General features: G+C 43.4%; 16 protein-coding genes. 5 read left to right on the top strand and 11 right to left on the bottom strand.

Going from position 1 to position 23,182, the window contains the following annotated elements; translation table 11 throughout:
* Positions 1-15: 15 nt before the first annotated feature.
* From OCV36_RS03420 to OCV36_RS03405, 4 genes are all read right to left on the bottom strand, one after another.
* Complete coding sequence (locus OCV36_RS03420; RefSeq protein ID WP_135455966.1) at positions 16-3,132, bottom strand: beta-galactosidase; 3,117 nt, start codon at positions 3,130-3,132, stop codon at positions 16-18.
* A 220-nt stretch (positions 3,133-3,352) separates the two neighbouring features.
* Entirely contained in the window at positions 3,353-4,579 is a 1,227-nt protein-coding gene (locus OCV36_RS03415) for an ABC transporter substrate-binding protein (RefSeq protein ID WP_135455964.1), read from the bottom strand.
* 303 nt (positions 4,580-4,882) lie between these two features.
* Complete coding sequence (locus tag OCV36_RS03410) at positions 4,883-5,734, bottom strand: carbohydrate ABC transporter permease (protein ID WP_017076258.1); 852 nt, start codon at positions 5,732-5,734, stop codon at positions 4,883-4,885.
* Positions 5,734-6,654, bottom strand: coding sequence for a carbohydrate ABC transporter permease (locus tag OCV36_RS03405; protein WP_017076259.1), 921 nt, complete (start codon positions 6,652-6,654; stop codon positions 5,734-5,736). Before OCV36_RS03405 ends, OCV36_RS03410 begins: the two co-directional genes overlap by 1 nt.
* A gap of 296 nt (positions 6,655-6,950) precedes the next feature.
* Here OCV36_RS03405 and OCV36_RS03400 point away from each other — a divergent pair, with 296 nt between their 5' ends.
* Entirely contained in the window at positions 6,951-8,033 is a 1,083-nt protein-coding gene (locus OCV36_RS03400; RefSeq protein WP_135455962.1) for an ABC transporter ATP-binding protein, read from the top strand.
* 281 nt (positions 8,034-8,314) lie between these two features.
* Positions 8,315-9,655, top strand: coding sequence for an MATE family efflux transporter (locus tag OCV36_RS03395; protein ID WP_135455960.1), 1,341 nt, complete (start codon positions 8,315-8,317; stop codon positions 9,653-9,655).
* Positions 9,656-9,814: 159 nt separating this feature from the next.
* Here OCV36_RS03395 and OCV36_RS03390 read toward each other — a convergent pair whose 3' ends face one another.
* On the bottom strand, positions 9,815-11,512 hold the full coding sequence (locus tag OCV36_RS03390; RefSeq protein WP_135455958.1) for a solute:sodium symporter family transporter: 1,698 nt from the start codon (positions 11,510-11,512) through the stop codon (positions 9,815-9,817).
* 101 nt (positions 11,513-11,613) lie between these two features.
* Positions 11,614-13,716: an alpha-galactosidase gene (locus OCV36_RS03385; protein WP_135455956.1), complete on the bottom strand. Its 2,103-nt coding sequence runs from the start codon at positions 13,714-13,716 to the stop codon at positions 11,614-11,616.
* A gap of 248 nt (positions 13,717-13,964) precedes the next feature.
* Between OCV36_RS03385 and OCV36_RS03380 the strand changes: the two genes are divergently transcribed.
* Both OCV36_RS03380 and OCV36_RS03375 read left to right on the top strand, forming a co-directional pair.
* Complete coding sequence (locus OCV36_RS03380) at positions 13,965-15,032, top strand: LacI family DNA-binding transcriptional regulator (RefSeq protein WP_135455954.1); 1,068 nt, start codon at positions 13,965-13,967, stop codon at positions 15,030-15,032.
* Between the two features lie 291 nt (positions 15,033-15,323).
* The gene (locus tag OCV36_RS03375; protein WP_135455952.1) at positions 15,324-16,421 is read left to right on the top strand and encodes a phosphatase PAP2 family protein; all 1,098 of its coding nucleotides are present in this window, start codon (positions 15,324-15,326) and stop codon (positions 16,419-16,421) included.
* A gap of 30 nt (positions 16,422-16,451) precedes the next feature.
* Here the strand turns inward: OCV36_RS03375 and OCV36_RS03370 are convergent, their stop codons facing one another.
* Positions 16,452-17,381 (bottom strand): LysR family transcriptional regulator, encoded by a 930-nt coding sequence (locus tag OCV36_RS03370; protein ID WP_135455950.1) that lies wholly within the window; start codon positions 17,379-17,381, stop codon positions 16,452-16,454.
* Between the two features lie 101 nt (positions 17,382-17,482).
* On the opposite strand from OCV36_RS03370, the gene chrA reads away from it, so the two are divergent.
* A complete protein-coding gene (gene chrA, locus OCV36_RS03365; protein ID WP_102551131.1) occupies positions 17,483-18,628 on the top strand; it encodes a chromate efflux transporter in 1,146 nt (381 codons plus the stop codon).
* A gap of 117 nt (positions 18,629-18,745) precedes the next feature.
* Here chrA and OCV36_RS03360 read toward each other — a convergent pair whose 3' ends face one another.
* The 4 genes from OCV36_RS03360 to OCV36_RS03345 are packed head-to-tail and all read right to left on the bottom strand — an operon-like array spanning position 18,746 to position 23,161.
* On the bottom strand, positions 18,746-19,762 hold the full coding sequence (locus OCV36_RS03360) for a tetratricopeptide repeat protein (protein ID WP_135455948.1): 1,017 nt from the start codon (positions 19,760-19,762) through the stop codon (positions 18,746-18,748).
* Positions 19,759-20,730, bottom strand: a complete 972-nt coding sequence (locus OCV36_RS03355) for a type II secretion system F family protein (protein WP_135455946.1) — start codon at positions 20,728-20,730, stop codon at positions 19,759-19,761. Before OCV36_RS03355 ends, OCV36_RS03360 begins: the two co-directional genes overlap by 4 nt.
* A gap of 3 nt (positions 20,731-20,733) precedes the next feature.
* Complete coding sequence (locus OCV36_RS03350) at positions 20,734-21,699, bottom strand: type II secretion system F family protein (protein WP_135455944.1); 966 nt, start codon at positions 21,697-21,699, stop codon at positions 20,734-20,736.
* 10 nt (positions 21,700-21,709) lie between these two features.
* Positions 21,710-23,161: an ATPase, T2SS/T4P/T4SS family gene (locus tag OCV36_RS03345; protein ID WP_076675725.1), complete on the bottom strand. Its 1,452-nt coding sequence runs from the start codon at positions 23,159-23,161 to the stop codon at positions 21,710-21,712.
* Positions 23,162-23,182: the final 21 nt, after the last annotated feature.

The raw sequence follows: 23,182 nt of genomic DNA, 5'->3' as shown, positions 1-23,182 counted from the left end.
TCTATTCGCAGCACTTTAACCGTTCTCACCACAATAGAAGCGCACCTGATAATGGTAATGCTCTTTCAATAATTTGAATTCATCATGGACGCTTGGCGTCCAAGAATCATCGCCGCCAACCCCCATATGGAGACCATCCACATAGACAAACAGCTGTTCTTGTTCGATTAAGTCACAAGTGTGCTTCGCCTGCTGCAATTGCTGCTGACCAAATCGACTGACAGAAAAATGGAAGTTTCCTTTCACTTCAAATTCACCAATCTTTGCCTCTCGAACATCACAACGTAAGCCGCTGTCTGACGGGAAAATATAAGGGGTATGCATTTGTTCAATGCTCTGCTGATATCGCCCCATCTGCGCGGACATCTTTCGATCTGGGTAGTTTTCGTGAGGTCCGCGACCAAACCACTCCACACTATTTGGAACATTATTTAGCGCGAAAGTTAAACCAACACGTGGCAGAGAAGGCAAACCTTTCGCCGCTTGAACATGCACTTCAATGTTCACTTCACCATCAGCAAACATTTGATATTGCCACGTAGAGAGCAAACGTACTTGCCCCTCAACTAAGTGGGCAATTCTTGCAGTCACTGACACCGAGTTTTGCTGAGTAGAACATGAAAAATCGATGCACTCAGGAGTTAGCCTGTCTAAGCCCATCGCCTGCCAGCGTGCTATCCATGAGTTAGGGTCGACACGGTTTGCTTCACTGACACCGATATCGTTGTCTAGTGGCGCTCGATAAAAGTTATCTCTAATTCCACTTGCAAGTTGTTCTGCGCCCTTCACTTGCCAGCGTTCTAAAGTCCCCGTTAACACCGAGAACTCAACTTGATAGTCGTCACCGATAACCGTTAGCTGTGTGTCAGTTTCAATCACTTGCGGTGGGTATTGTGAAAGGTTGGCGTCCAACATTAATTGCGGCGGTGTTGGCAGAGTGAATTGCTCAATCGCCGTCACATGACCTTTATTTGCCCACGCGGTATCGGCATTTAGTTCTACTTCCAAATTGATATGATTAAGCGCATTAGCAACTTCAGAAACTCTCACACCATCAAGCTCTATCTGCACACTCGATTCAGGCTCAACAAGCAACTCAATACTGCCATTGCATTGAACAATTCCATCTCGAGTGATATTCCAATTCAACGTTTCAACACTGCTCGCCTTGAACAAATACTCACTACGAATGTCGATAATCAAAGGAGATACTGAGACTAATTTGAATTGATAAAACTGCTGCGCTTTTTTCACTTCATGTAACGTAGGATGCACCGTTCTGTCTGGGAAAACCAAACCATTAATGCAGAACTGACGATCGTTAATATCATCACCAAAATCACCACCGTAGCCCCAATATTCTTTGCCGCTCGCATCGGTTTTGGTTATCCCTTGATCGACCCAATCCCAGATAAATCCGCCCTGTAATCTTGGGTTGTCTCTAAACGCTTGCCAGTATTTATCAAAGCTACCCAGACTGTTCCCCATCGCATGGGCGTACTCACAGAGAATAAGAGGACGTTGCTCGTTTGGCAGAGCAATGGCTTTGCGAATACCGACGCGAGGTGTCACTTCAGGCTGACTAGCGAGAACAGGTAAATCCCAATCAACACGTGCGTACATTGGGCATAATATGTCGGTCGCCGCGGTATCTGCTCCGCCTCCTTCGTATTGAACGGGACGTGTTGGATCGGCTTGTTTCACCCATTGGTACATCGCATGGTGATTGCGCCCAATACCTGATTCATTGCCCAACGACCAAATGATCACACTGGCGTGGTTTTTATCTCGCTCGACCAGCCTTGTCATACGGCGCATGTAAGCATTTAACCATGACGCATCATTTGATAAGCGGCACATCGGAAACTGGCCATGAGTTTCTACATTCGCTTCGTCAACCAAATACAAACCAAATTCATCACACAATTCATACCACAATGGATGATTGGGGTAATGAGCGGTTCGTACTGCATTAAAATTATTCTGTTTCAGCAATTTGATGTCTTGAATCATGCCTTCACGAGTCATGGTATGACCCAGTTCAGGGTGATGCTCATGGCGATTCACACCTCGAATCAGCAAAGGTTTACCGTTAACTTTGAGCAAACCATCCGTTATTTCGACACGTCGAAACCCGACATCGTAGGCCTCACAATCGATAAGCTCATCATGTTCATTAAGCAATGACACCACACAACGATACAAATATGGCGATTCGGCACTCCACCTATTCGGATTTAAGACTGAAATTTTGTGCTCGGCAACGTCCGACCAAGGCCCTTTCTCATCGACATACCTTTCACCAAAACCAACAGTTTGAGGTTCACCAATCAAATGCCCTTGAACATCAAATAGTTCAGCCCTTAACTTATAGGAATTTCCTGCACCATTGCTCTGCTTGGTGATTTGCGTAGAAATATTTAAAACAGCATCGCGATAACATGCGTCCAATTGAGTCACGATACAAACATCCTCAATCGCGACCTTGGGTTTTCTCAACAAGGTCACATCACGGAAAATGCCGCTCAGCCACCACATGTCTTGGTCTTCTAGATAAGAACCGTCCGACCAACGCAGTACCATCACCGCAAGTGAATTTTCTCCAGCGTGTAAGAATGGAGACAAGTCGAACTCGGCAGGAAGGCGACTGTCTTGCGAGTACCCAACCCAACGGCCGTTACACCACAAATGAAATGCAGAATTCACGCCGTCGAAGGTCAGCCTATGAGTGTCTAATAGCTCTTGCTCCGAGCAATCAAAACGCGTTCGATAAAGCCCTGTCGGGTTATCATTTGGGACAAACGGTGGGTTATCGACGAAGGGGTATTTCACATTGGTATAGATCGGTTTATCAAAGCCCTGCATTTGCCAGTTTCTTGGCACCACTATCGACTCCCATAACGAGTCATCAAAATGCTCAGACACTAACTCTTCGACAAGCAACTCTGGCGTATCAAACAGTTGAAACTTCCAAATACCATTGAGAGACAAGGTGCGTGACGAGCTTTTTGTCAGCGCTTCAACCAGCGAAGTGTAAGCACTCAAAGGGGCATGAGCCTCGACAACGTTATGATGGGTAATGTGTTGATTTTCCCATTCACGAGCAGAGATGATTTGAGAGAAAGTTCTCATGAAGCGTTCCTTACGATAAACCGAATATAGTGAATCATTGCAAGTAGTACTGGCCGCGTGGTACTCATAAAATGGCACTTAACACGTGAGAATGGTACTTAACACGTGAGAATGGACACCTAAAGCGCTCAAAAACGACGAACACTAATCAAATAACACTGGCAATGACAAACTGAAAAGGAAGAGAGCCGCAGCAAGAGTCGCTGCGGCTGATGAAGTATTATTTAAAGGTGCGCTTGCTTACCTTATCGAGTTTCTTCAAGATTTTTTCGATACGATCAGGGTGAACCATAAACTCTTGGAAACCCTTCATGCCTTCTTTAGCCATCGCAGGATCAGTGTCTCTATCATAGAACTGAGCAGTACCCTCGGTAGAACCGAGCATCGCAACGCCTTTGTCCAAGAACGGATCAGCTTTCGCTTTTGCTTTGTTGTTAGTTGGGATTTGCAACAGCATCTCATTGATTAGCTGCTGATTTTCTGCACGTGCAACAAACTCTAAGAACTTACGAGCGTCTTCTTTGTTCTTCGCTTTTGAAGGAATATGTAGCGTATCCATTGGCGCATCTTCAGACATAGGTACGCTTGAGTCGATCACAGGGAATTGGAAGAAATCCATTTTTCCATCCAACTCTTCAGGGAAGTTTGGCGTGATAAAGTTACCCATTAGGTACATCGCCGCCTTGCCGTTATACAAGAACGGTTGAGCTTCCTGCCAAGAATAAGAGGCGTGGTTTTCTAGGTAGTAACCCGGTTCAACAAGTTCAGCCCAATTAGCAAAGGTTTTCTTAACACGTTCATCAGAATAAGACACCTTGCCTTCCATCAACTGAATATGGAAATCTAGACCATTGGTACGCATGTTGATGTAATCAAACCAACCCGCCGCCGTCCAAAGATACTTGGTACCAATAGCAAACGGTGCCACGCCATTTTCTTTGAGCGTTGCTGATGCGGATTTCAAGTCATCCCACGTTTTCGGTTCGCCGATTCCATATTGTTCAAATATATCTTTACGGTAGTAGATACCCCATTGGTAATACGTGTATGGCACACCATATTGCTTGCCTTTCACCGTCATAGCTGGCGCCGCGGCTGCGAAATCTTGCTGCATGTTGTTGTCAGTCCAGATATCACTCACATCTTCGAATAAGCCACGATCAACGAAGGCTTTCATTCGGTTACCCGCATACCAAAAAACCACATCCGGCGGCGAAGTCACCAACCAATTACGAATCGTTGTTTTGTACGACTCGTGATCGTACAAATTGTACTTAACCGTAATATCAGGATTTTCTTTTTCAAAGCGGTTGATGATCTCACCCCAAGCTTCTTTTGGTGCAGGATCAGAAGCATCAGAGTTTATGACCAAAGTGCCTGCAAACGAGGTTGCAGATACGGAGGCAGCAAGCACTGCAGTAGCAGCGATATGTTTCACGTATTTCATATTGAGGTCCTTGTTATAGAGCTAACGCTCACTAAGTCCAATTATTATTGTTTTGTCTCGTAGGGTTATGCGTGTTTGATTACTCTTTCATTATCAATCCGATCAGGATTTACGTAGCCAAGATGGTTAACTTCAAACCACCTTGGCATCGTTCGTATTCTCTTTTGTTAAGTTGCTTATCTCGTTACATACTTGGCCTGTAAATAGCTGAATCTGTAAATAGCTGAATCTGTAAATAACTAAGTCTGAAAATAGCTAAGCCTGTAAATAACTAAGCTTGAAAATAACGTGCCCGTTAACCTGTTAGCCCTTTGTTGCACCTAAAGTCAGGCCAGCAATAAAGTGTTTCTGCATAGTGAAGAACAGAACCACAGGTGGAATAGCAGCCACTACCGCTCCGGCAGACATAAACTGCCAAGACGCCAACCATTGGCCTTGCAATGAGCTCAAGCCAGCGGTCACAGGGCGAACATCATCACTTTGAACCAATACCAAAGCCCAAAAATAATCATTCCAAATGAAGGTAAACACCAGTACCGCTAATGCCGCGAGTGCAGGACGAACGAGAGGCAATACGACATGCCAGAAAATCTTCCATTCACTGACTCCCTCCACTCTTGCCGCTTCAATTAACGCATCGGGAATGCCAACAATAAAGTTACGCATAAACAAGGTACAAAATCCGGCTTGGAAAGCGATATGGAAGAAAATCAACGCCCAATGGGTATCGTACAAACCCAATCCAATGGTTAAGTCACGTACAGGAATCATCAAAATTTGAAACGGAACAAAGTTGCCCGCAATAAACATCGCAAAGATCCAAACATTGGCCTTGAAATTGTATTTCGCCAAGGCGTATCCAGCCAATGTCGAGAGAGCAACAGCCCCTGCGACCGCTGGCAATGTAATGATCAAGCTATTGATTAAGTACTGCCCCATTGATGTCGAGGTAAAAACTTGGGTGTAATTCTCAATGAACTGAATCTCACTCGGCCAACCCCAGTAGTTACCCTTGTTGATGTCGTCCATCGAACGAATCGATGTCATCATCACTGCGATAAGTGGCAGTAACCACATCACGATCGAGATAGGTAACGCGACTCGGTAACTGATGTTAGTAAAGCGACCAGCTTTTTGAATTGGTTGCGGAAACATTATTTTTCACTCCTTAACATGCGCCACAAGAAGTAAGCGATATAGATATCCATAATCAGAAACAGCACCACAGAAACCGCCGCACCATAACCCATTCGATAGTTAAAAATAGACTCTTCATACATTTGATACGCCAGTACCGTTGAGCTTCCCCAAGGGCCACCCGCAGTCATAGTCGCAACTAAATCGAATGAACGTAAGGCACCAATCACGGTCACTACAACAGCAATAAAAGTCGCAGGCCTTAATTGAGGAAGAACCACATACCAGAGCATGCGCCACTTCTTCGCCCCATCAAGGCGTGCCGCTTCTAACTGTTCTGGGTCTAGGTTATTCAAACCCGTTAAATACAAGATCATGCAGTAAGAAATTTGTGGCCATAAGCCTGCAGCAATAATTCCATAGGTGACATAATCTTCATCGGCGAGAATTGAAATTGGCTCAAAGCCAAAGGCACCTAACGCGATATTAAAAAGACCAAATGACGGGTCATAGAACCAAGCAAATACGAGGCCGACCACCACTTGGGAAATAACAAAGGGAAAGAAAAATAGAGATTTAACGACTCGAATGCCTTTCACTTGTTGGTTTAGAAAAAGGGCAATCGCTAAGCCACAAGGTGGCGCGAGCATAAAAAAGATCAACCAAAGAAAGTTATTCGTCAAAGAGGTATAGAAGGCCTCTGAATCAAACAGTTCACGATAATTGCCCAACCCTACCCACTCTTTTTCCCCTAACCCATCCCATTCAAAGAAGCTCAGCCAAATGCTGTCCAAGATCGGATAAATAACGTAAAGAGAGAAGATGACAATAGCCGGAGCTAAGAACAGCCAAGGAGACACCTTGGAACTGATGCGTCTTTTCTTCTTCGCTGACGGAGTGCGATTTTCTGGGTATATCGTTTTCACAGATTGCTCCATTTCCCGAAATTCCTTGTCTTTAAAGCTTCATTTACGATTCGATTAATTTCCATCTAGATTTATAAATTTAATCTAGCAACTCAGCATTTATAGTGATTACGTTTAAATATTAGGCTTATTGATAATATTACGCACAGTTATGTTTTAATTTTGTAAACGTTTCCACAAAAATCAATATGATTTGTAAAATTTGTATGACGGGGATCAATTATTCATGCGAGGCATCTAACAAAATTCTGATGGAAGCGTATGTTTTAAAGGCAAAGTGATGTAGCCCAATGAGGCAAGGAGAGAGCATGGCTGATATCAGCTTAAAACAGGTCATCAAACGATATGGTGATATCCAAACGATCCATGGTGTTGATCTAGAAATAAATAACGGCGAATTCGTAGTATTCGTTGGGCCTTCTGGTTGTGGTAAATCAACCCTCTTACGCTTAGTTGCTGGCTTGGAAGAAATCACTGAAGGTGAGATACACATTGGCAATGATCTTGTTAACGATGTCGACCCTGCCGAGCGTGGTGTCGCGATGGTATTCCAATCTTACGCACTTTATCCGCACATGACCGTTGAGGAAAATATGGGCTTTGGCCTGAAAATGAACGGATTTGCTAAGGAAATAGTTGAGAAACAGGTCACTAGCGCCGCTAAAACACTTCAACTAGAGCCTTTATTGAAACGTAAGCCTAAAGAGTTGTCAGGTGGGCAGCGTCAACGTGTTGCAATTGGTCGAGCAATTGTTCGCAAACCAAGAGTGTTCTTATTCGATGAGCCCCTATCAAATTTAGATGCTGAACTTCGCGTCGATATGCGCCTACAAATAGCCAAATTGCACCAAGATCTTCAAAACACCATGATCTATGTAACGCACGATCAGGTCGAAGCCATGACGCTTGCCGACAAGATCGTTGTGCTTAGAGATGGTCGTATTGAACAAGTAGGTTCGCCATTAGAGCTGTATCACTCTCCTCAAAATGAATTTGTAGCCGGCTTTATCGGTTCTCCGAAAATGAACTTCCTACCTTGTTTGGTTAATAGCACCTCAGACACTCACGCCCAACTGACGGTTAATGGCCTTAGTAAAATTACTCTACCATTACCAAATGATGGCCTTGCCGAAGGACAAAAGCTTACGCTTGGTATTCGACCTGAGCATTTAAATATTGATGGCACTTCTGATATCACGATTGAGTTCCAGAGTGAGGTAGTAGAACGACTGGGCAACAGTACTTATATGTTTGGTCAATCTTGTGGCGTAGACAGCTTTAAAGTTCATCTGCCCGGAGATCAAGAGGTCACGCGTTATCAGTCTCTGAATCTAAATTTCTCATCAAAAGATTGTCATCTGTTTGATGCGGAAGGTCAGAGAATCAATTAAGCATTTAAAAACGGTAAAGCTTGCTTGATGTCGCTCGCTTTACCGCTTCATTTCAAACTCATTTTTCATGCCACTTCCAGTAGCCAAAAACTTCCATTTTGATCCTCTTCACCTTATGAAACCTCTCTCAAAAATTTCATAACTCACACCTAAATGTTGTGTTCTTAGGCTTATTTTCATTTTCTTTATCCTTAAGCGCTATCCGGACATTAATTTGATAGTCGTTTACTAAATAATCGCTAAACTATAGTGTCGCCTACCCCTTTTTTTGAGAAACCTAAATGCCTAATGCTGATTCCACCCTAAACAAACGTATGGGAATCGTTGCGCTCACCTGGCCAATTTTTATCGAAGTTCTATTAAGAACAGCACTCAACACCAGTGATGTATTCATGTTATCGGGATACTCAGACAAAGCCGTGTCTGCCGTTGGTGTTATCTCTCAAATATCCTTTTTCCTGATCATCGTCTCGACTATGGTCAGCAGCGGCACGGGCATACTAATTGCGCAATACAATGGTGCATCTCGTGATGAGGAAAGCTCCCATGTAGGTGTGGCGAGTATTGTATTAGCCATTATTACTGGCCTACTATTGAGTATTATCGCTGTTCTTGGCGCAGAATATTTTATTCCGCTTTATCAACTTGAACCTCAAGTTGAACAATACGCTCAAGAGTACCTGTTCATCAGTGGCGCCCTCACCTTCAACGTAACGATTGGTGTGGTGTTAACTACAATTTTACGTAGCCATGGTTACTCTAAGTCACCAATGGTCATCAACCTAATAGCCGGCGTTATCAATGTATTCGGTAACTACTGCGCACTGTACCAACCTTTTGGTTTACCAGTATACGGAGTACAAGGCGTGGCAACGGCGACGGTCATTAGCCAGACCATTGGCCTATTAATTTTAATCGGTGTAGTAAGAAGCAAAGGAATTGATTTACCTCTCAAGCAGTTCAAATCAGTGCCTAAAGCTATCTATCAAAAAATCATGAAGATAGGCTCGATGAACGCCGGAGAAGTACTCTCTTACAACATGGCGCAAATCACGATTACCTTCTTTATTGTGCAAATGGGAACCTCATCACTAGCTGCATTTACTTATGCACAAAACATTGCTCGCCTCTCTTTTGCGTTTGCTTTAGCCATCGGCCAAGGGAGCCAAATTCAAACAGGCTACTACATTGGCAAGGGCTGGGTAGATGAAATAACGAGCCGTGTACAACGTTACTTTGTGGTTGGTTTTATCGCCTCGACCAGCATTACTTGTATGGTCTATATCTTCCGCTTTGAAATTTTAGATCTGTTCACTCAAGATCCAGAGATCATTGCCCTTGCCGCATTGCTCATTGCAGGTTCAATCTTGTTAGAAGCTGGCCGTGTATTTAATCTGATCTTCATCTCGTGCTTAAAAGCGACAGGCGATATTAAATTCCCAGTCAAGATGGGCATACTCAGCATGTGGGGGATTGGCGTCGCTATGAGTTACTTGCTTGGCGTACATTGGGGCTACGGTGTATTTGGTGCCTGGATGGCAATCGCGATGGATGAATGGTTCCGCGGGTTGATCATGGTTCGTCGCTGGCGAGCGAAAAAGTGGACTCGATTCTCTTTGTAACGTTGTAAATTGTAAATTGCCAGACAATAACCAATCATAAAGACCATATGTTAGGCATCTCAATCATCACGATTGAGATGCCTTTTAGTTATTGGCCTACGATGATCCTTTTACTTATCAAGCTCATTCTAAAAGAACGAATAGCAGGCTCAGTGAAGGTTATGCAGCAGCTTCAAGCGCTTTCTTACGCTTTGCTAATCGGCCAAAAATACCGACTAACATTACAATGCCGCACACACCGTACACCTGCATGATGGCTGGATCATCCGAGACAAAACCAACATCAGAGAACATCACGTAAGCACCTAATACCATGTAGAGAATGATAGCCGAAGCTTCGAAACGGAACTTCCAAGGTGTGACATCGATATTTTCATTCACAGGCATCACGTAATCATCTTCACGTGGCATGAAGTAGCCAATGATGAACATCAGCGCTGTACATACAACAAACAGAATCGCCAATTGGTGTAAGAAGTGAATAGGTGTTTTGAACACTAGCTGCATCGCAGCGTATGAACTTACAAATACCACCAATGCCACTTTAGCCGCTAGAGCTGGCACACGTTTAGAGATGTAACCCACAAACACGATAGTAAAGATTGGCACGCTGAAGAAGCCCGCTACCATTTGTAAGTATTGGAACAAGCCTTCAGGCGCATACATGATGAACGGTGCGATGCACACAGAGATAATCGCGATCACAACACCGAAGATACGACCTTTACCCACCAGTTCTTCATCCGTTTTACCTTGGCCAAACAGAGGCTTGTAGACATTCAATGCAAACAACGTCGTAGAACTGTTCAGCACACCGTTGAAGGTACTCAGAATCGCACCGAACATAACCGCAACAAAGAAGCCAACTAAAGGCTTAGGTAATACTTCGTTTACCAAGCGCGTGTACATGGTGTCTGGGTTACCGGCATCCGCGCCAAACATATGAAAAGCAATGATACCTGGAATGATTAGGAACAGTGGCGAGATCACCTTAATTGCCCCCGCAAGAATCACCCCTTTTTGACCTTCTTTTAGGTTCTTAGCACCCAATGCACGTTGGATGATCGATTGGTCAGTGCCCCAGTAATAAAGGTTCACAAGTAAAAGACCGGTAAACAAGGTAGAGAACGGCAGTGGATCTGTCTCTGTACCGACCGATTGCAGTTTTTCAGGTGCAGCGTACAACAACGTATCCAAGCCTGCCCCAAAACTACCCTCCCCTAATGCCATCAAGCCAAAAACAGGGATCATCAAGCCGCCAATAATAAGACCAACTCCATTAATAGTATCGGCAATCACGACCGCTTTGAGTCCACCATAAATCGCGTAAAAGAAGCCAAGTAGACCAATCGTCGCCGAAATGAGTGCTATTGAACTAAACTCTGAAATATTTAGCAACGCTTGAACATCAAAGATCTCCCCCAAAACAACGGCACCGGCATAAAGTGTGGTTGGCAAGATATTGATGACGTACTGGCACAAGAAAAGTAACGTCACAAACTTCTTCACCGACATGTCGTAACGGCTCTCTAAGAAGTCTGGTATCGTCGTGATCCCTTGCTTTAGATAACGCGGTACCAGCATCAACGCAATGATCACTAAGGTAACACCAGACGCCACTTCCCAACCCATGACACTCATATTGTGGGTATAAGCTTGTGCACTCATGCCAACAAAGCTAGTTGCGCTTAAGTTGGTTAAAATTAGTGAGCTGGCAATCAAACCACCGGTTAAGCTTCTTCCGCCAAGAAAGAAACCATCTTGTGAGGTGTCCTTGTCATTTTTAACTTTGTTGTAGGTAAACGCGACAACAAAACCAGTAAATAACAAGAATGACAGCAGAACTGTAATAGACATTTTGTTTTCCTTAAGTTTAGTTATTGCGGCAGCAATTCCTCGCTGCCGATTATATTTTTATATTTAGAATTTTATTTGTAGGGGTACGCAGAGCTAGCGGTTCATATCTTTTTAATATGAAGAATCAAGGCGGACTCAGGGTCTAGAATCGGTAAGGTCAATCCAATTTCCTTGAGGTTATCGCCACTCAGGGTCAACGTTTTGCCGAGCCATTGGGGGCGCTGTTTCATCAATTGGAAACTGGTTTTTGGCATGTCCACTAACTTCACTTGATACATCGCGTTGTCTTCCACACAGCTAATACGAAGTGGAGAAGGCAGAGCATATTCAGGCATCGCTAATTGGCACACGGTGATCAGCATTTCATCGTCATTTTCAACGCCATAAATATTCTGATTTTTGTCCGAAGGATCCATTCGGAAACTACGACCAGAATGCAAAACATGACGAAATTGCTTATGCAGTGAAATGTAACGTGAGAATGCTTGTTTCTCTTGCGGTGACTCTTTAACAGGGTCAAGCTCAACACCCATATGCCCCATGAGTGCGGTTACACCACGCATATTGATACTGTGACGACGGTTGGTTGAGTGGCATTCAGCTGGGCCGATGTGCGCCCCCATCACCTCTGGTGGGAAGAAGTAACTCATGCCTTTCTGAATGGCTTGGCGCTCTAAGGCATCATTACAATCCGATGCCCAGAAACGATGCGTTCGTTTTAGAATTTCAAAATCGATACGGCCGCCGCCCGAAGAACAAGATTCAATCTCGACTTCTGGGTGCGCTAGATTCAACTCATCAACAAGGCGATATAGCGCTTTAGTTTGACCATGCACAGCAGCTTTACCTTGATGCCCAGGTTGAACCAACTCTCGGTTCATATCCCACTTTAAATAAGTGATGTTGTACCGAGTCAGCAGCGCATTAAGGCGTTCATACAAGTAGTTAAAACACGCTTCATTTTGTAGGTCTAACACGTATTGCCAACGACCAGACGGTTGATGATATCCTTGTAAACCAAGCACCCAATCCGGGTGATTTCGGTAAAGATTAGAATCTTGGCTTACCATCTCAGGTTCAACCCAAAGGCCAAACTCCATACCCTGTTGGTTTACATGTTCAATCACAGGCTCTAAGCCATTTGGATATTTCACCTCATCCAAATACCAGTCGCCCAGTGCCGTGCGTTCACCATCACGCCCCACAAACCAACCATCATCAATAATGAAACGCTCAACGCCCATCACGCCCGCTTCTGTTGCCATCTTCATGATGTAGTCAGGCTTGTGATCAAAATAGATCCCTTCCCATGTGTTTAAATGAACGGGACGAGGTTTATCGGTTGGGAATTTAATAATGTTGTCGCGAACAAATTGTTGAAAGCGTTGCGCGATGCCATTTAAACCTGAGTTGCTGTAACAACCGAACAGCCAAGGCGTTTGGTAACTTGCTTGAGATTCTAGAATCGATTCACCCGCTAGCAATAACTCTCCCGCTTGAACAAAGCGGCGGCCATCACTACGAACATCCGCGCGCATTTGGTGGTTACCGCTCCAACCCAAATGAAATCCCCACACCAAACCGTTCTGCTCTGAGAACCCTTGAGTGCCTGCAAACATGCCAGGGAAGTTTTCATGTGAAGTACGACCGCGACGGTTCTCTTGCATGAAGCCGCCGTGTTCAAAACGCTGACGTTGCGTTTGAAATTCATGACACCAACGGCCATGGAACGTCATGAGTTCGTTGGCATGATTCGGCAATGGCAACGTAGAAGAAAGCTTATTCAGGTAGTATTTATTGCTGCCTTTATTGGTGACGGTTACACGCTTTTGGACGACGTCAGATTCGGAATCCAGCTTAATCTCTACCTTAAGGTTCAGTTGAGCAACCTTGTCTTCAAGGAAAAAACACGCCTCTTGATCTTGAGCATCGTAACGAACGGTCTTAAAGACAGGAGCCCAATCACGCCCTTCTCTGTGACCTTCAATGCCTGGAGCGTTAAAGTGTCCACTGCCTAACTCAGGGCAAAGAGAAAGTGGCACATCCACATCAAGTCGAGCTTGAGAAATCGGTCTTTCTGTCGAAAGCAGAAGATCTTCATCAATACTTGCGATCTTTGCCCCCCAATGCAAAACCTCTGGAACACGCCCTGATTTAATGATCAAACTATGGTTTTTACTCTTTAAGTGAATAAATTCGTTCATTACTAATCTCTATTGTTTTCGTAAACATAATATAGAAATAATAGTGAACCCATCACACCAAATTAGTATCCAAAACCGACAAAATCGTGATGTAAATTGGCTTTAACATTCGAGAAACTTGTACAAGATCGACTGTTTCCGGAAACATTTTTAATGTTTTAAAAGACATTTATTTGAAAGTGAGCAGAGTTTAGTTTGGTAAATTTCGGTAGGCTTATTTCACTCTAAAATATTCGATGAGCAGAGCGATGAGTATCACCTTCAAAGACGTAGCAAAACTGGCAGGGGTATCCACCCAGACGGTATCTCGAGTAACCAATGGCTCACAAGACGTCGCGGAATCCACCCGTAACAAGGTTAACGCCGCCATAAAGCAACTGGGATATGTACCCAATAAAGGTGCGCAAATGCTCAGTCGAGCCAAGTCCACCAGCATTGGCTTAGTCACGCTCGATATGGCACTGCATGGCGCAGCAATGATCGCAAATGGCGTGCGAATGCAGGCTCACAATATGGGTTACGGCACCACATTTTCTGTCGTCTCTGAATCAACCGTCGACAGTACACGAGAAGCTATTCGTGAATTACTCGCCCAACAGGTCGACAGTATTATCCTCAACGTTCCTCTAACTAAAGTTGAAGCTGAGTATTTGGTCGAGCAGTATCAACACCTGAACCTTATATTCATTGATGTCCCTTCAGACACACACGTCAATTACATATGTGGTGACCATGCTAAAGGCGCAACAATGGCCGCTCAACATTTAATAGAAAGTGGACGTCGAGATTACTTGCTGATCACTGGCCCAAACGAATCCAGTGCCTCAAAGATTCGTCATCAAAGCTGGTTAGCCGCGTTATCAGATGCAGAGAGTAAGGTGCAGTACCAATATCAAGGAAACTGGCAAGCAGAAAGTGGTTATCTTGGCGTTCGAGAAGCTGTCGCTAAACAAGCCGTATTTGATGCCGTGTTAGTGGCAAGTGATCAGATGGCATTAGGCGCTTTACGCGCGCTACAAGAACTGCAGATTCCAGTACCAGAAAAGGTTGCAGTCGTCGGCTTTGATGGCATCGAGGACAGTGCTTTCTTTAACCCACCTCTCACCACAATCAAACAAGATTTCACTACAATAGGTCAACAAGCCGTAGTACTTGCAGAGAAGCTCAGCGCCAACTCACAAGATGCCCTACTGCAACAACATATTGAAACCACACTGATTCCCAGAGAGAGTAGTCAATCTAAGATTACGGCTCACTATGAAAAACAACAGATAGAGCAACTCCTGAAGAAAATTCAGAGCCTATTACCGGAATAGAGATTGAAAGAAGAAAAAAGAAAAAGCGCTAGGGGGAGCTAGCGCTTTAAGACCAACTAAGTCCGTTTAGCCTGGTAGTTTTTTAAGCTATATCATGAGGATATAACCAACTTTTTTACTTAGATAAATCAAAAAGCCTATTCTTTACGACTGCTTTAAGTCGTAAATTAAGTATAGTCGGGTTGTGAAAAATGGAAGGATTTATTTCGTTTATTTTTACCCCTGACACAAGGTTGAAAAGTAGAAAACCAGCTCAAATGAACTAACCTTTAAGCATGATAGGAAATCGTGATGAAGGGCTATATGGATTCAGAGGCGACCACCGACAAACCCGCTCCTCAAAAAGAACAATCAAACTTGTTATCGTCTTTACTTCATGAATTCAGAAGAAACAAACTGATTCTGTATTATGTTGCATTTACGACACCGTTAACGTTAGTTGTTAATTATTTCGTGCCTCATGAAGTTCGATATAACATATATACCTACTTAGAAATCTTAGCCACTGTCTGTTACGTCACTTTTATTTTATGGGCGACATACTATTACTGCCATTTGTTGTTCAATCGAGAAAAAAGACCCACCAAACAATTCATCAAGAAAATTAAAACTCTGTTGTTTCCAGTATCAAAGCCGATCTACTTTATTTTATTAATGCTCGTCTTAAACATCTCATTCTCTAGCTATACCTTCTTAAAATCAGTCATTCCTTATCTCAACCCATATTTTTTAGATCTTGATTTTTACCATTTAGATAAATGGTTGCACTTTGGCATTTCACCTTGGGAAATCACCCACTTTTTTTTACCTAACTCAATAGCTTCGCTCGCCATCAACATCTTGTACAACTTGTGGTTTTTTATCATGTGGGGAATGCTGCTTTATTTTGTCATTTACCGTAAAGATGACCAACTTCGCAACCAGTTCTTACTCACATTCTTAAGTTCGTGGTTTATCATTGGGAACATACTCGCAACTCTTCTGTCATCAGCCGGCCCTGTTTTTATTAGTCACTTCAATGACCAAGATTTGTATCTTCCTTTGATGCAAAGATTAAACATGCAGAGCGCAGAACTCACTGAACGTGGCTTTATGTCTTTGTGGGCACTAAGTACTCAAGATGCGCTTTGGGCAAGCTACGTTGGAGGAGTTGGGGATATAGGGACAGGCATCTCAGCCATGCCCAGCATGCATGTAACCATATCCGTTCTGATTGCGATGACATCATTCAAATTGAATAAGAAACTCGGTTACATAGCGTGGATTTACGCCTTCTTTATTCAGGTTGGGTCGGTGCATTTGGCATGGCATTACGCTATTGACGGTTATGTCGGCGCAATAATGGTAGTCTTTCTTTGGCACTTGATAGGTTACATGCTTAGAAGATAGGCTAGATACTCAGAAGAAGCTCACCATCAATCACTCAACAGCAATGACAATCTCAACAGCTTGAGAAATCACTTTTCTCAAGTGAGTGTTCTTGTCGTCTAATTGCTTTCCCTTACGATAAACAAGCTGTATATCAAAATCAGGGACGTCTATCGGCGGAGTGACGGCTATCAGTGAACTGTCGACATTAGGGGCGTTTCTAGCAACTAACTTAGGCACAATGCACAATAGCTTTCTGCCACTAATCAATCGTTTTACGGTTAAGAAGTTGCTCGATGCGATTGCCACTTTTCTGGTATAGCCCAACTCAGCCAATTTAGTATCAACTGCGGTTTTTAAGGCACCACTAGGAGACACTAAGGCGTGCTCCACAGAGACAAATGATTGTAATGACATAGGTAACTCAACATCCAACACCGATTCATCAAGCAAACAGACATGTTGCTCAGTATAGAGAAGTTCTGTGCCATACAATTTAGGCACTTCACCAAAACTGCCTATCGCAATATCTAACTTAGCCTCTTCAAATACCTGCTGATAATTGGTTCGATTAACGTTGAAAAACGCGACTTGAGAGCTTGGCGAAACTTGCTTAATAAAGTCAAAGATCATTGGGCCAAACATCTGTTCAGCGTAATCGGTCAGCCCTATTTTCCAGCTGCCTCTATAACTATCAACTTCGAACCTTTTGGACAACAGAACTTCAGATTGAATAGTATTAAGCAACGCATCGACGGTGCTTGATAATTCAATGGCTCGGTCGGTCGCTTCCATCTTGCTACCAACTCGCTCAAACAAAGGGTCATCAAACAGCTTTCGCAATCTTTGTAGGCTATGGCTCATTGCAGATTGGCTAACATAGCAACGCTCAGCTGCCTTGCTCACGCTATTCGTTTTATACAATGCCTGTAGTGCAATCAACAAGTTAAGGTCGATCCCTTTCCAGTTAAAATCTGCCATACATACGAACCCATTTCATTAATAGTTATAATTAAAATAATTAATTTGAATCATAGTTCAACTCCACCTAAATTACGCTAAACATTTATCTGGAATCGATCATGCTTTCAATTTTTAAAACCTTTTTCTGGCTTGGCTGGATCAGCTTTGGTGGACCAGCGGCACATATTGGCTACTTCCGCAAAACCTTCGTTGAGAAACTGAATTGGTTATCCGACGAAGAGTACGGGCAAATTGTCGCCCTCAGTCAGTTTTTACCGGGTCCAGGCTCTAGTCAGGTTGGCTTCGCGGTTGGTTACAAAAAAGGTGGCTTAACCGGTGCGATTGCCGCATTTGTAGGCTTCACCTCCCCTTCTGTCATCCTAATGTTGATATTGGCCTTAGTGAGCAACCAGTTGTTGGAAGCACCTCTTTTCATTTCAATCATCCACGGACTTAAGCTACTCGCGGTCGTGGTTGTAGCTGATGCCACTTTCGGCATGTACAAAAACTTTTGCCAATCAAAGATAGCAACAGCACTGTGTGTGATCACCGCGATTGTTCTACTTTTGATTCCTGGGATCTGGCCTCAAGTCTTAGTACTCCTATTTGCAGCAATCATTGGCAGTAAGTTCTTAACCTCACAAGACTTAAAAACAACGCCTTCAACACATAAGATATCCATAACTCCACTTGTGATTTTTGTAGCACTATTGGTTGGCTTACCACTGTTTAGTGCATATTCTCAAGGTATCGAAGTGTTTGGGTTATTTTACCAAGCAGGCAGCTTGGTATTCGGTGGCGGTCACGTGGTACTTCCGTTACTGCAAAATGGTATTGGCGACCAACTGTCTCAAGATGCATTTCTCACGGGCTATGCCGCAGCACAAGCCGTACCAGGACCGATGTTTACGTTAGCCACTTACCTCGGTTATGTATTAATGCCGTCAGCGCCAATTACAGGTGCTCTATTAGCAACGGTTGCCGTGTTCTTACCGGGCTTCTTGCTGCTACTGGGTGTATTGAAAAACTGGCAGGCAATTGCGAGTAAACCTTTGGTGGCTGGTGCTCTTACTGGTGTGAATGCAGCAGTTGTTGGTCTATTACTTGCGGCTCTATATCAACCAATCTTCACAAGCGCAGTGAGCAGCGGCATAGACTTCGCTCTGATCATTGTTGGCGTTTGGTTATTGAAAACAATGAAGATGCCGATAGTAGGTTTAGTTGGCACCTTTATCGCAGCTGGTGTGGTTCTTAACTATTTATAATTAAGTACTTAGATACAAAACTGAGTGACAAATATTAGCCCCTGATAAGGACACTCATCAGGGGCTAATTCATTTGTGCTATTTACCATAAGGAGAGTAACTCTTCACAGAACAACACTATATTGGTGTGCTCGCCTTCATTTCTCTCACCTCTGCTAGGGCTCGATTTAGGTTTTCATTGGCGATTTTGTAATAAGATGGTTTTTTATCTATGGCTTGTTGCAGGTAAGGAATCGCTTCATCAGGTCGACCTTGAATAATTAAAAAGTAGCCGACATTATTCAGAGCTTCTGGCGCATCCATATGGCGCATGAACACATTTATTGCTTTTTTCACATCACCTGACGCCAAATAAATGAGTGCAAGGTTATTCTGAGCCTTCTCATTGTTAGGTTCTATTTCTAAAGCCGAACGAGTGTATTGGTACGCTTCTTTGTAGTTGCCGTACATGTAATGGGAGTAACCCATGTTCAGTAGAGCTTTCACTGATGTTTTATCGATAGTCAGCGACTTTTTAAAATACTCTTGAGCGATCTGATGCTTACCTTGAACATCTTCCAAAACTCCAATGCCCATGAAAGCCAGAGCTGGAGACATACTATCAACCTTCAAACCTGCTACTTCACTTTGACTTAACGCTTGGTAGTTTTTAATCGTACTACTACTTTTTAAGCGAACTTGGTCTGCATTGATCGCTTTAAAGAAATAACTTCGACCTTCGTCTGTACGGCGCTGCTTAGTATATAAAACACCTAACTGCTCTAAAACTTCAGTATGCGCAGGGTTAAAATCTAATGCCGCCAAATACGCTTTTTCAGCGAGTGCGTAATTGCCTCTCGATGAATGAATTCGACCGATAGTAAATAGCGTTTTATCGTGAAACTCTTGTTCAGGAAAAGACAGAGATCGGATGTACTCATAAAGAGCTAAATCGATGTTGTTGTCTCTCAAAGCAACATCACCACGCATGATTGCTTCTTTTTCACTTACCGGCGGATCGTCACTGGTTAAGGTGTCAATTGGCTTACCCGAATACAATTCGGCATCAAACTGATTAGTAGGCTCATCAGAAGAAGCGCAACCGAGAATTACTAACGGTAGTAAAAGTAAAACCATTCTATTCATTCGCATCATAAACTCGCTCCTGGAGATGTCAGTGCATCCATTACGATCATCATTCCGGGCCCAAGAGCAACGATAAAGAAGCAAGGCCAAATGAACAACAACATGGGAAATAGCATTTTGGTGGGGATTTTGGCTGCAATTTCTTCCGCAGCTTGTTGGCGTTTGTCTCGAAAATCTTCGGTATAGTCACGTAAGGTTTGAGCTAAACCGCCCCCCATTCTTGAAGCATGTGAGAGCAAAGAAACAAGTCCTTCCAACTCACGAAGCCCAGTTCGTTCAACGAGTTGACTCAAAGCATCAGGCATAGTGACACCCGCTTGAATTTTAGCAAACACAGTATCTAGCTCATCGGCAAGTTCGGGTTGTGAAATGTATAACTCGTTGGCGACACGCCCTAGTGCGGCATTAAAACCAAGACCTGATTCCGTACATACCACCAAAAGGTCTAAAGCATCAGGGACACCGTTTCTGATTTTTCTCTGTCTCTCTTTTTGCATTTTACTCAATACAAAATTGGGGAAGAATGTCCCGACAAAAATACATGTCACAATCAATAAGTTGTTGTAGCTGCCACCTATAGCCAAGTAAAACACCATAAATGCACAGACAAACCCTATTAATGTTGAAAGTACTTTAAAGGCGTAAAATACTGAAAGTGCGCTCTTTTCATGATATCCAGCATGCATTAATTTTTCTGAATACGTTTCGTTATCTTTTTTGTTCCCTCTCCCAATAAATGGCGTCAGCGACTCCAAGGTATTGGTAAAGTCATAAGGTTTGCGACTACCAGTATGGTTCCCTCCGGAAATCTGTTTTAACTTTTTATCCAACGGGGAACGAGTACCAACAAAAAGAAACCCTAAAGTAAGAGTAAGTAGCATAGTGGTAAGCAGAATCATCCCGTAAAGCAGGGTCTGGCTAGTGATACCGAACTCAGAGAGTGTTTGTTTCCATACTTCTAAATCAAAGAATTCCATAATCTATATCTCGATATTTATTATTTTTCTTATCCATAACGCCCCAATCGCCAACAAAATCACGCCAACACTGACCATAGATATTCCTCTAGGATCACTGTACAAAGGCTCGATGTATTCAGGGTTTACGAATTTGAGACCGAAAAATAGGGCAAAAGGAGAAAGCGTCAGTATCCAAGCAGAAAGTCGACTCTCAGCTGAAAGGGTTTTGATTTTTCTTTCTAGCTTAAAGCGCGCTCTTAATACCTCAGATACTTTTTGCAGATTCTCAGAGAGGTTGCCCCCCGTTTCTTTCTGCAACATGACCGCACTTGAAAAAGCCAACATAGAAACCGTCGGTACTCTTTCTGTCATTTGTAAGATGGCGAGCCGTAAATCATAACCATAATTCAATAAGTTATAGGTGTTCTTAAACTCAACCCCAATAGGCTCTGGCATCTCTTCGCCAACCTCATTAAAAGACTGAACTAATGGCTGACCCGCTTGTAAGGCTCTTCTTATGATGTCCAAGGCGTCTGGTAACTGCTCCTCAAACCGTGCCATTCGATAGGTCACTCTATTTTGAACAAACAGATAAGCAACAACCCAAACAAAGACGAAAGCGGCAACACAAATGAACCAAACTTGATTGAATACCAGAGCAACCAAAGCCAATAGGATTCCGCCCAAGAATACAATCAGCAAAAAGCGGCTTAATGTGATTTTTAGACCTGCTAATTCCAACATACGCTTTAAGTCGGCAAAAAAAGGAACAACAATCAATTTACGATCAAAGGGAGAAAGTTCTTTGTTGTAATGGTCTTTTAAGAGCGACAAACTCTCTTCATCAATATTTCTTTGTGTCTCTTTTAAACGACGGGATAGCTCTTTGTGCTTAGCTTTTTTCCCGGCAGCTGGCAATAACAAAGCTTGCGAAATAAACAATACCGCAACAAACAATAGGGCCAACGATACAGTTACACTATCCATGATCGGCTCCTCAGCTATGTGACTCGGTAAAGATCTCATAAGGCAAATCAAGACCACGTTTAACTAACTGATCATGAGACTGAGGAACGACACCGGTTGCGGTGTAATAACCTAAGATATTGCCATGCTCATCGATACCTTGACGCTGGAAGTGGAAGATCTCAGACATAGTGATGACCTCTCCTTCCATCCCGTTGATCTCTTGGATACTGACCATGCGACGCTTACCGTCTTCTTGTCTTTCCATTTGAACCACCAAATGAATAGCAGAAGCAATCTGCGCTCTTAGATTTTTCGTTGAAATATTCCACCCCGCCATCGAGAACATATTCTCAACACGACTTAGTGCATCACGAGGTGTATTCGCGTGAATCGTGGCAAGTGAACCATCATGGCCCGTGTTCATCGCCGCTAACATATCAACAGCTTCGCTACCACGTACCTCCCCGACAACAATACGGTCAGGTCGCATACGCAAGGTGTTTTTCACCAGCTCTCGCTGACTGATCTCACCTTTACCCTCAAGGTTTGCGGGGCGTGTTTCTAAACGAATCACGTGTGGTTGCTGCAGTTGTAACTCTGCGGAGTCTTCTATGGTAATAATCCGTTTATCTCTAGGAATAAACCCAGAAAAAATATTCAGCGTCGTCGTCTTCCCTGAGCCTGTACCACCAGAAATAAGGATATTAAGCTCACCTTTTACGGCAGCTTCAATGAACTTTGCCATTTGTGGAGAGGCTGACTTGTATTCCAGCAGATTATCCATGGTTAGGCTATCTACAGAAAAACGTCGTATCGAAACAGAAGGGCCATCTAAGGCCAAAGGGGGAATAATGGCATTCACTCGTGAACCATCAACTAATCGAGCATCCACCATCGGCGACGCTTCATCAATCCGGCGTCCAACCTGACTAACGATACGATCAATAATGTTTCTTAAGTGACGATCATCTAAAAACGTATACGGTGTTTTTTCTAATTTGCCTCGGCGTTCGACATAAACACTTTTAGGTCCGTTGACCAAAATATCGGACACCGTTTTATCGGCGAGCAATGGTTCAAGTGGGCCAAGGCCAAATACTTCATCTTCAATTTGCTTGATGACTCGCTTACGCCCCTCAGCACTTAATGCGTGGCTTTGGTCATCCGCCATTAACTGAACGATCGCTTCATGAAGGTCTACTTTGGCGCGCTCTTTATCTAAGCTAGAAAGTAGCCCTAAATCTAATGTTTCGAGTAACTGCTTATGAAAGTAGTGTTTAATCGACAATTCTTGCTCTAAGACTTTTTTCGCCTCATTCATCGACTTTTCTTGCTCTTCACTCGCCTCTAAACTCTTAGCTTCATGGGATACGTTAGCGACTTTCTGAATGAGGGGCGATACAACGCCGTCTTCCTCTTGGGAAAACTGTTCTACTTTCTTTTCAAACTCCGGATTAATATTTTTTCGTTTAAAGAACATAACGATCCCTCATATATGCTG

This window comes from Vibrio echinoideorum, assembly GCF_024347455.1.
Lineage (GTDB): Bacteria > Pseudomonadota > Gammaproteobacteria > Enterobacterales > Vibrionaceae > Vibrio > Vibrio echinoideorum.
The sequence above is the reverse complement of the archived record's forward strand: the minus strand, read 5'-3'. Positions and strand labels throughout refer to the sequence as shown.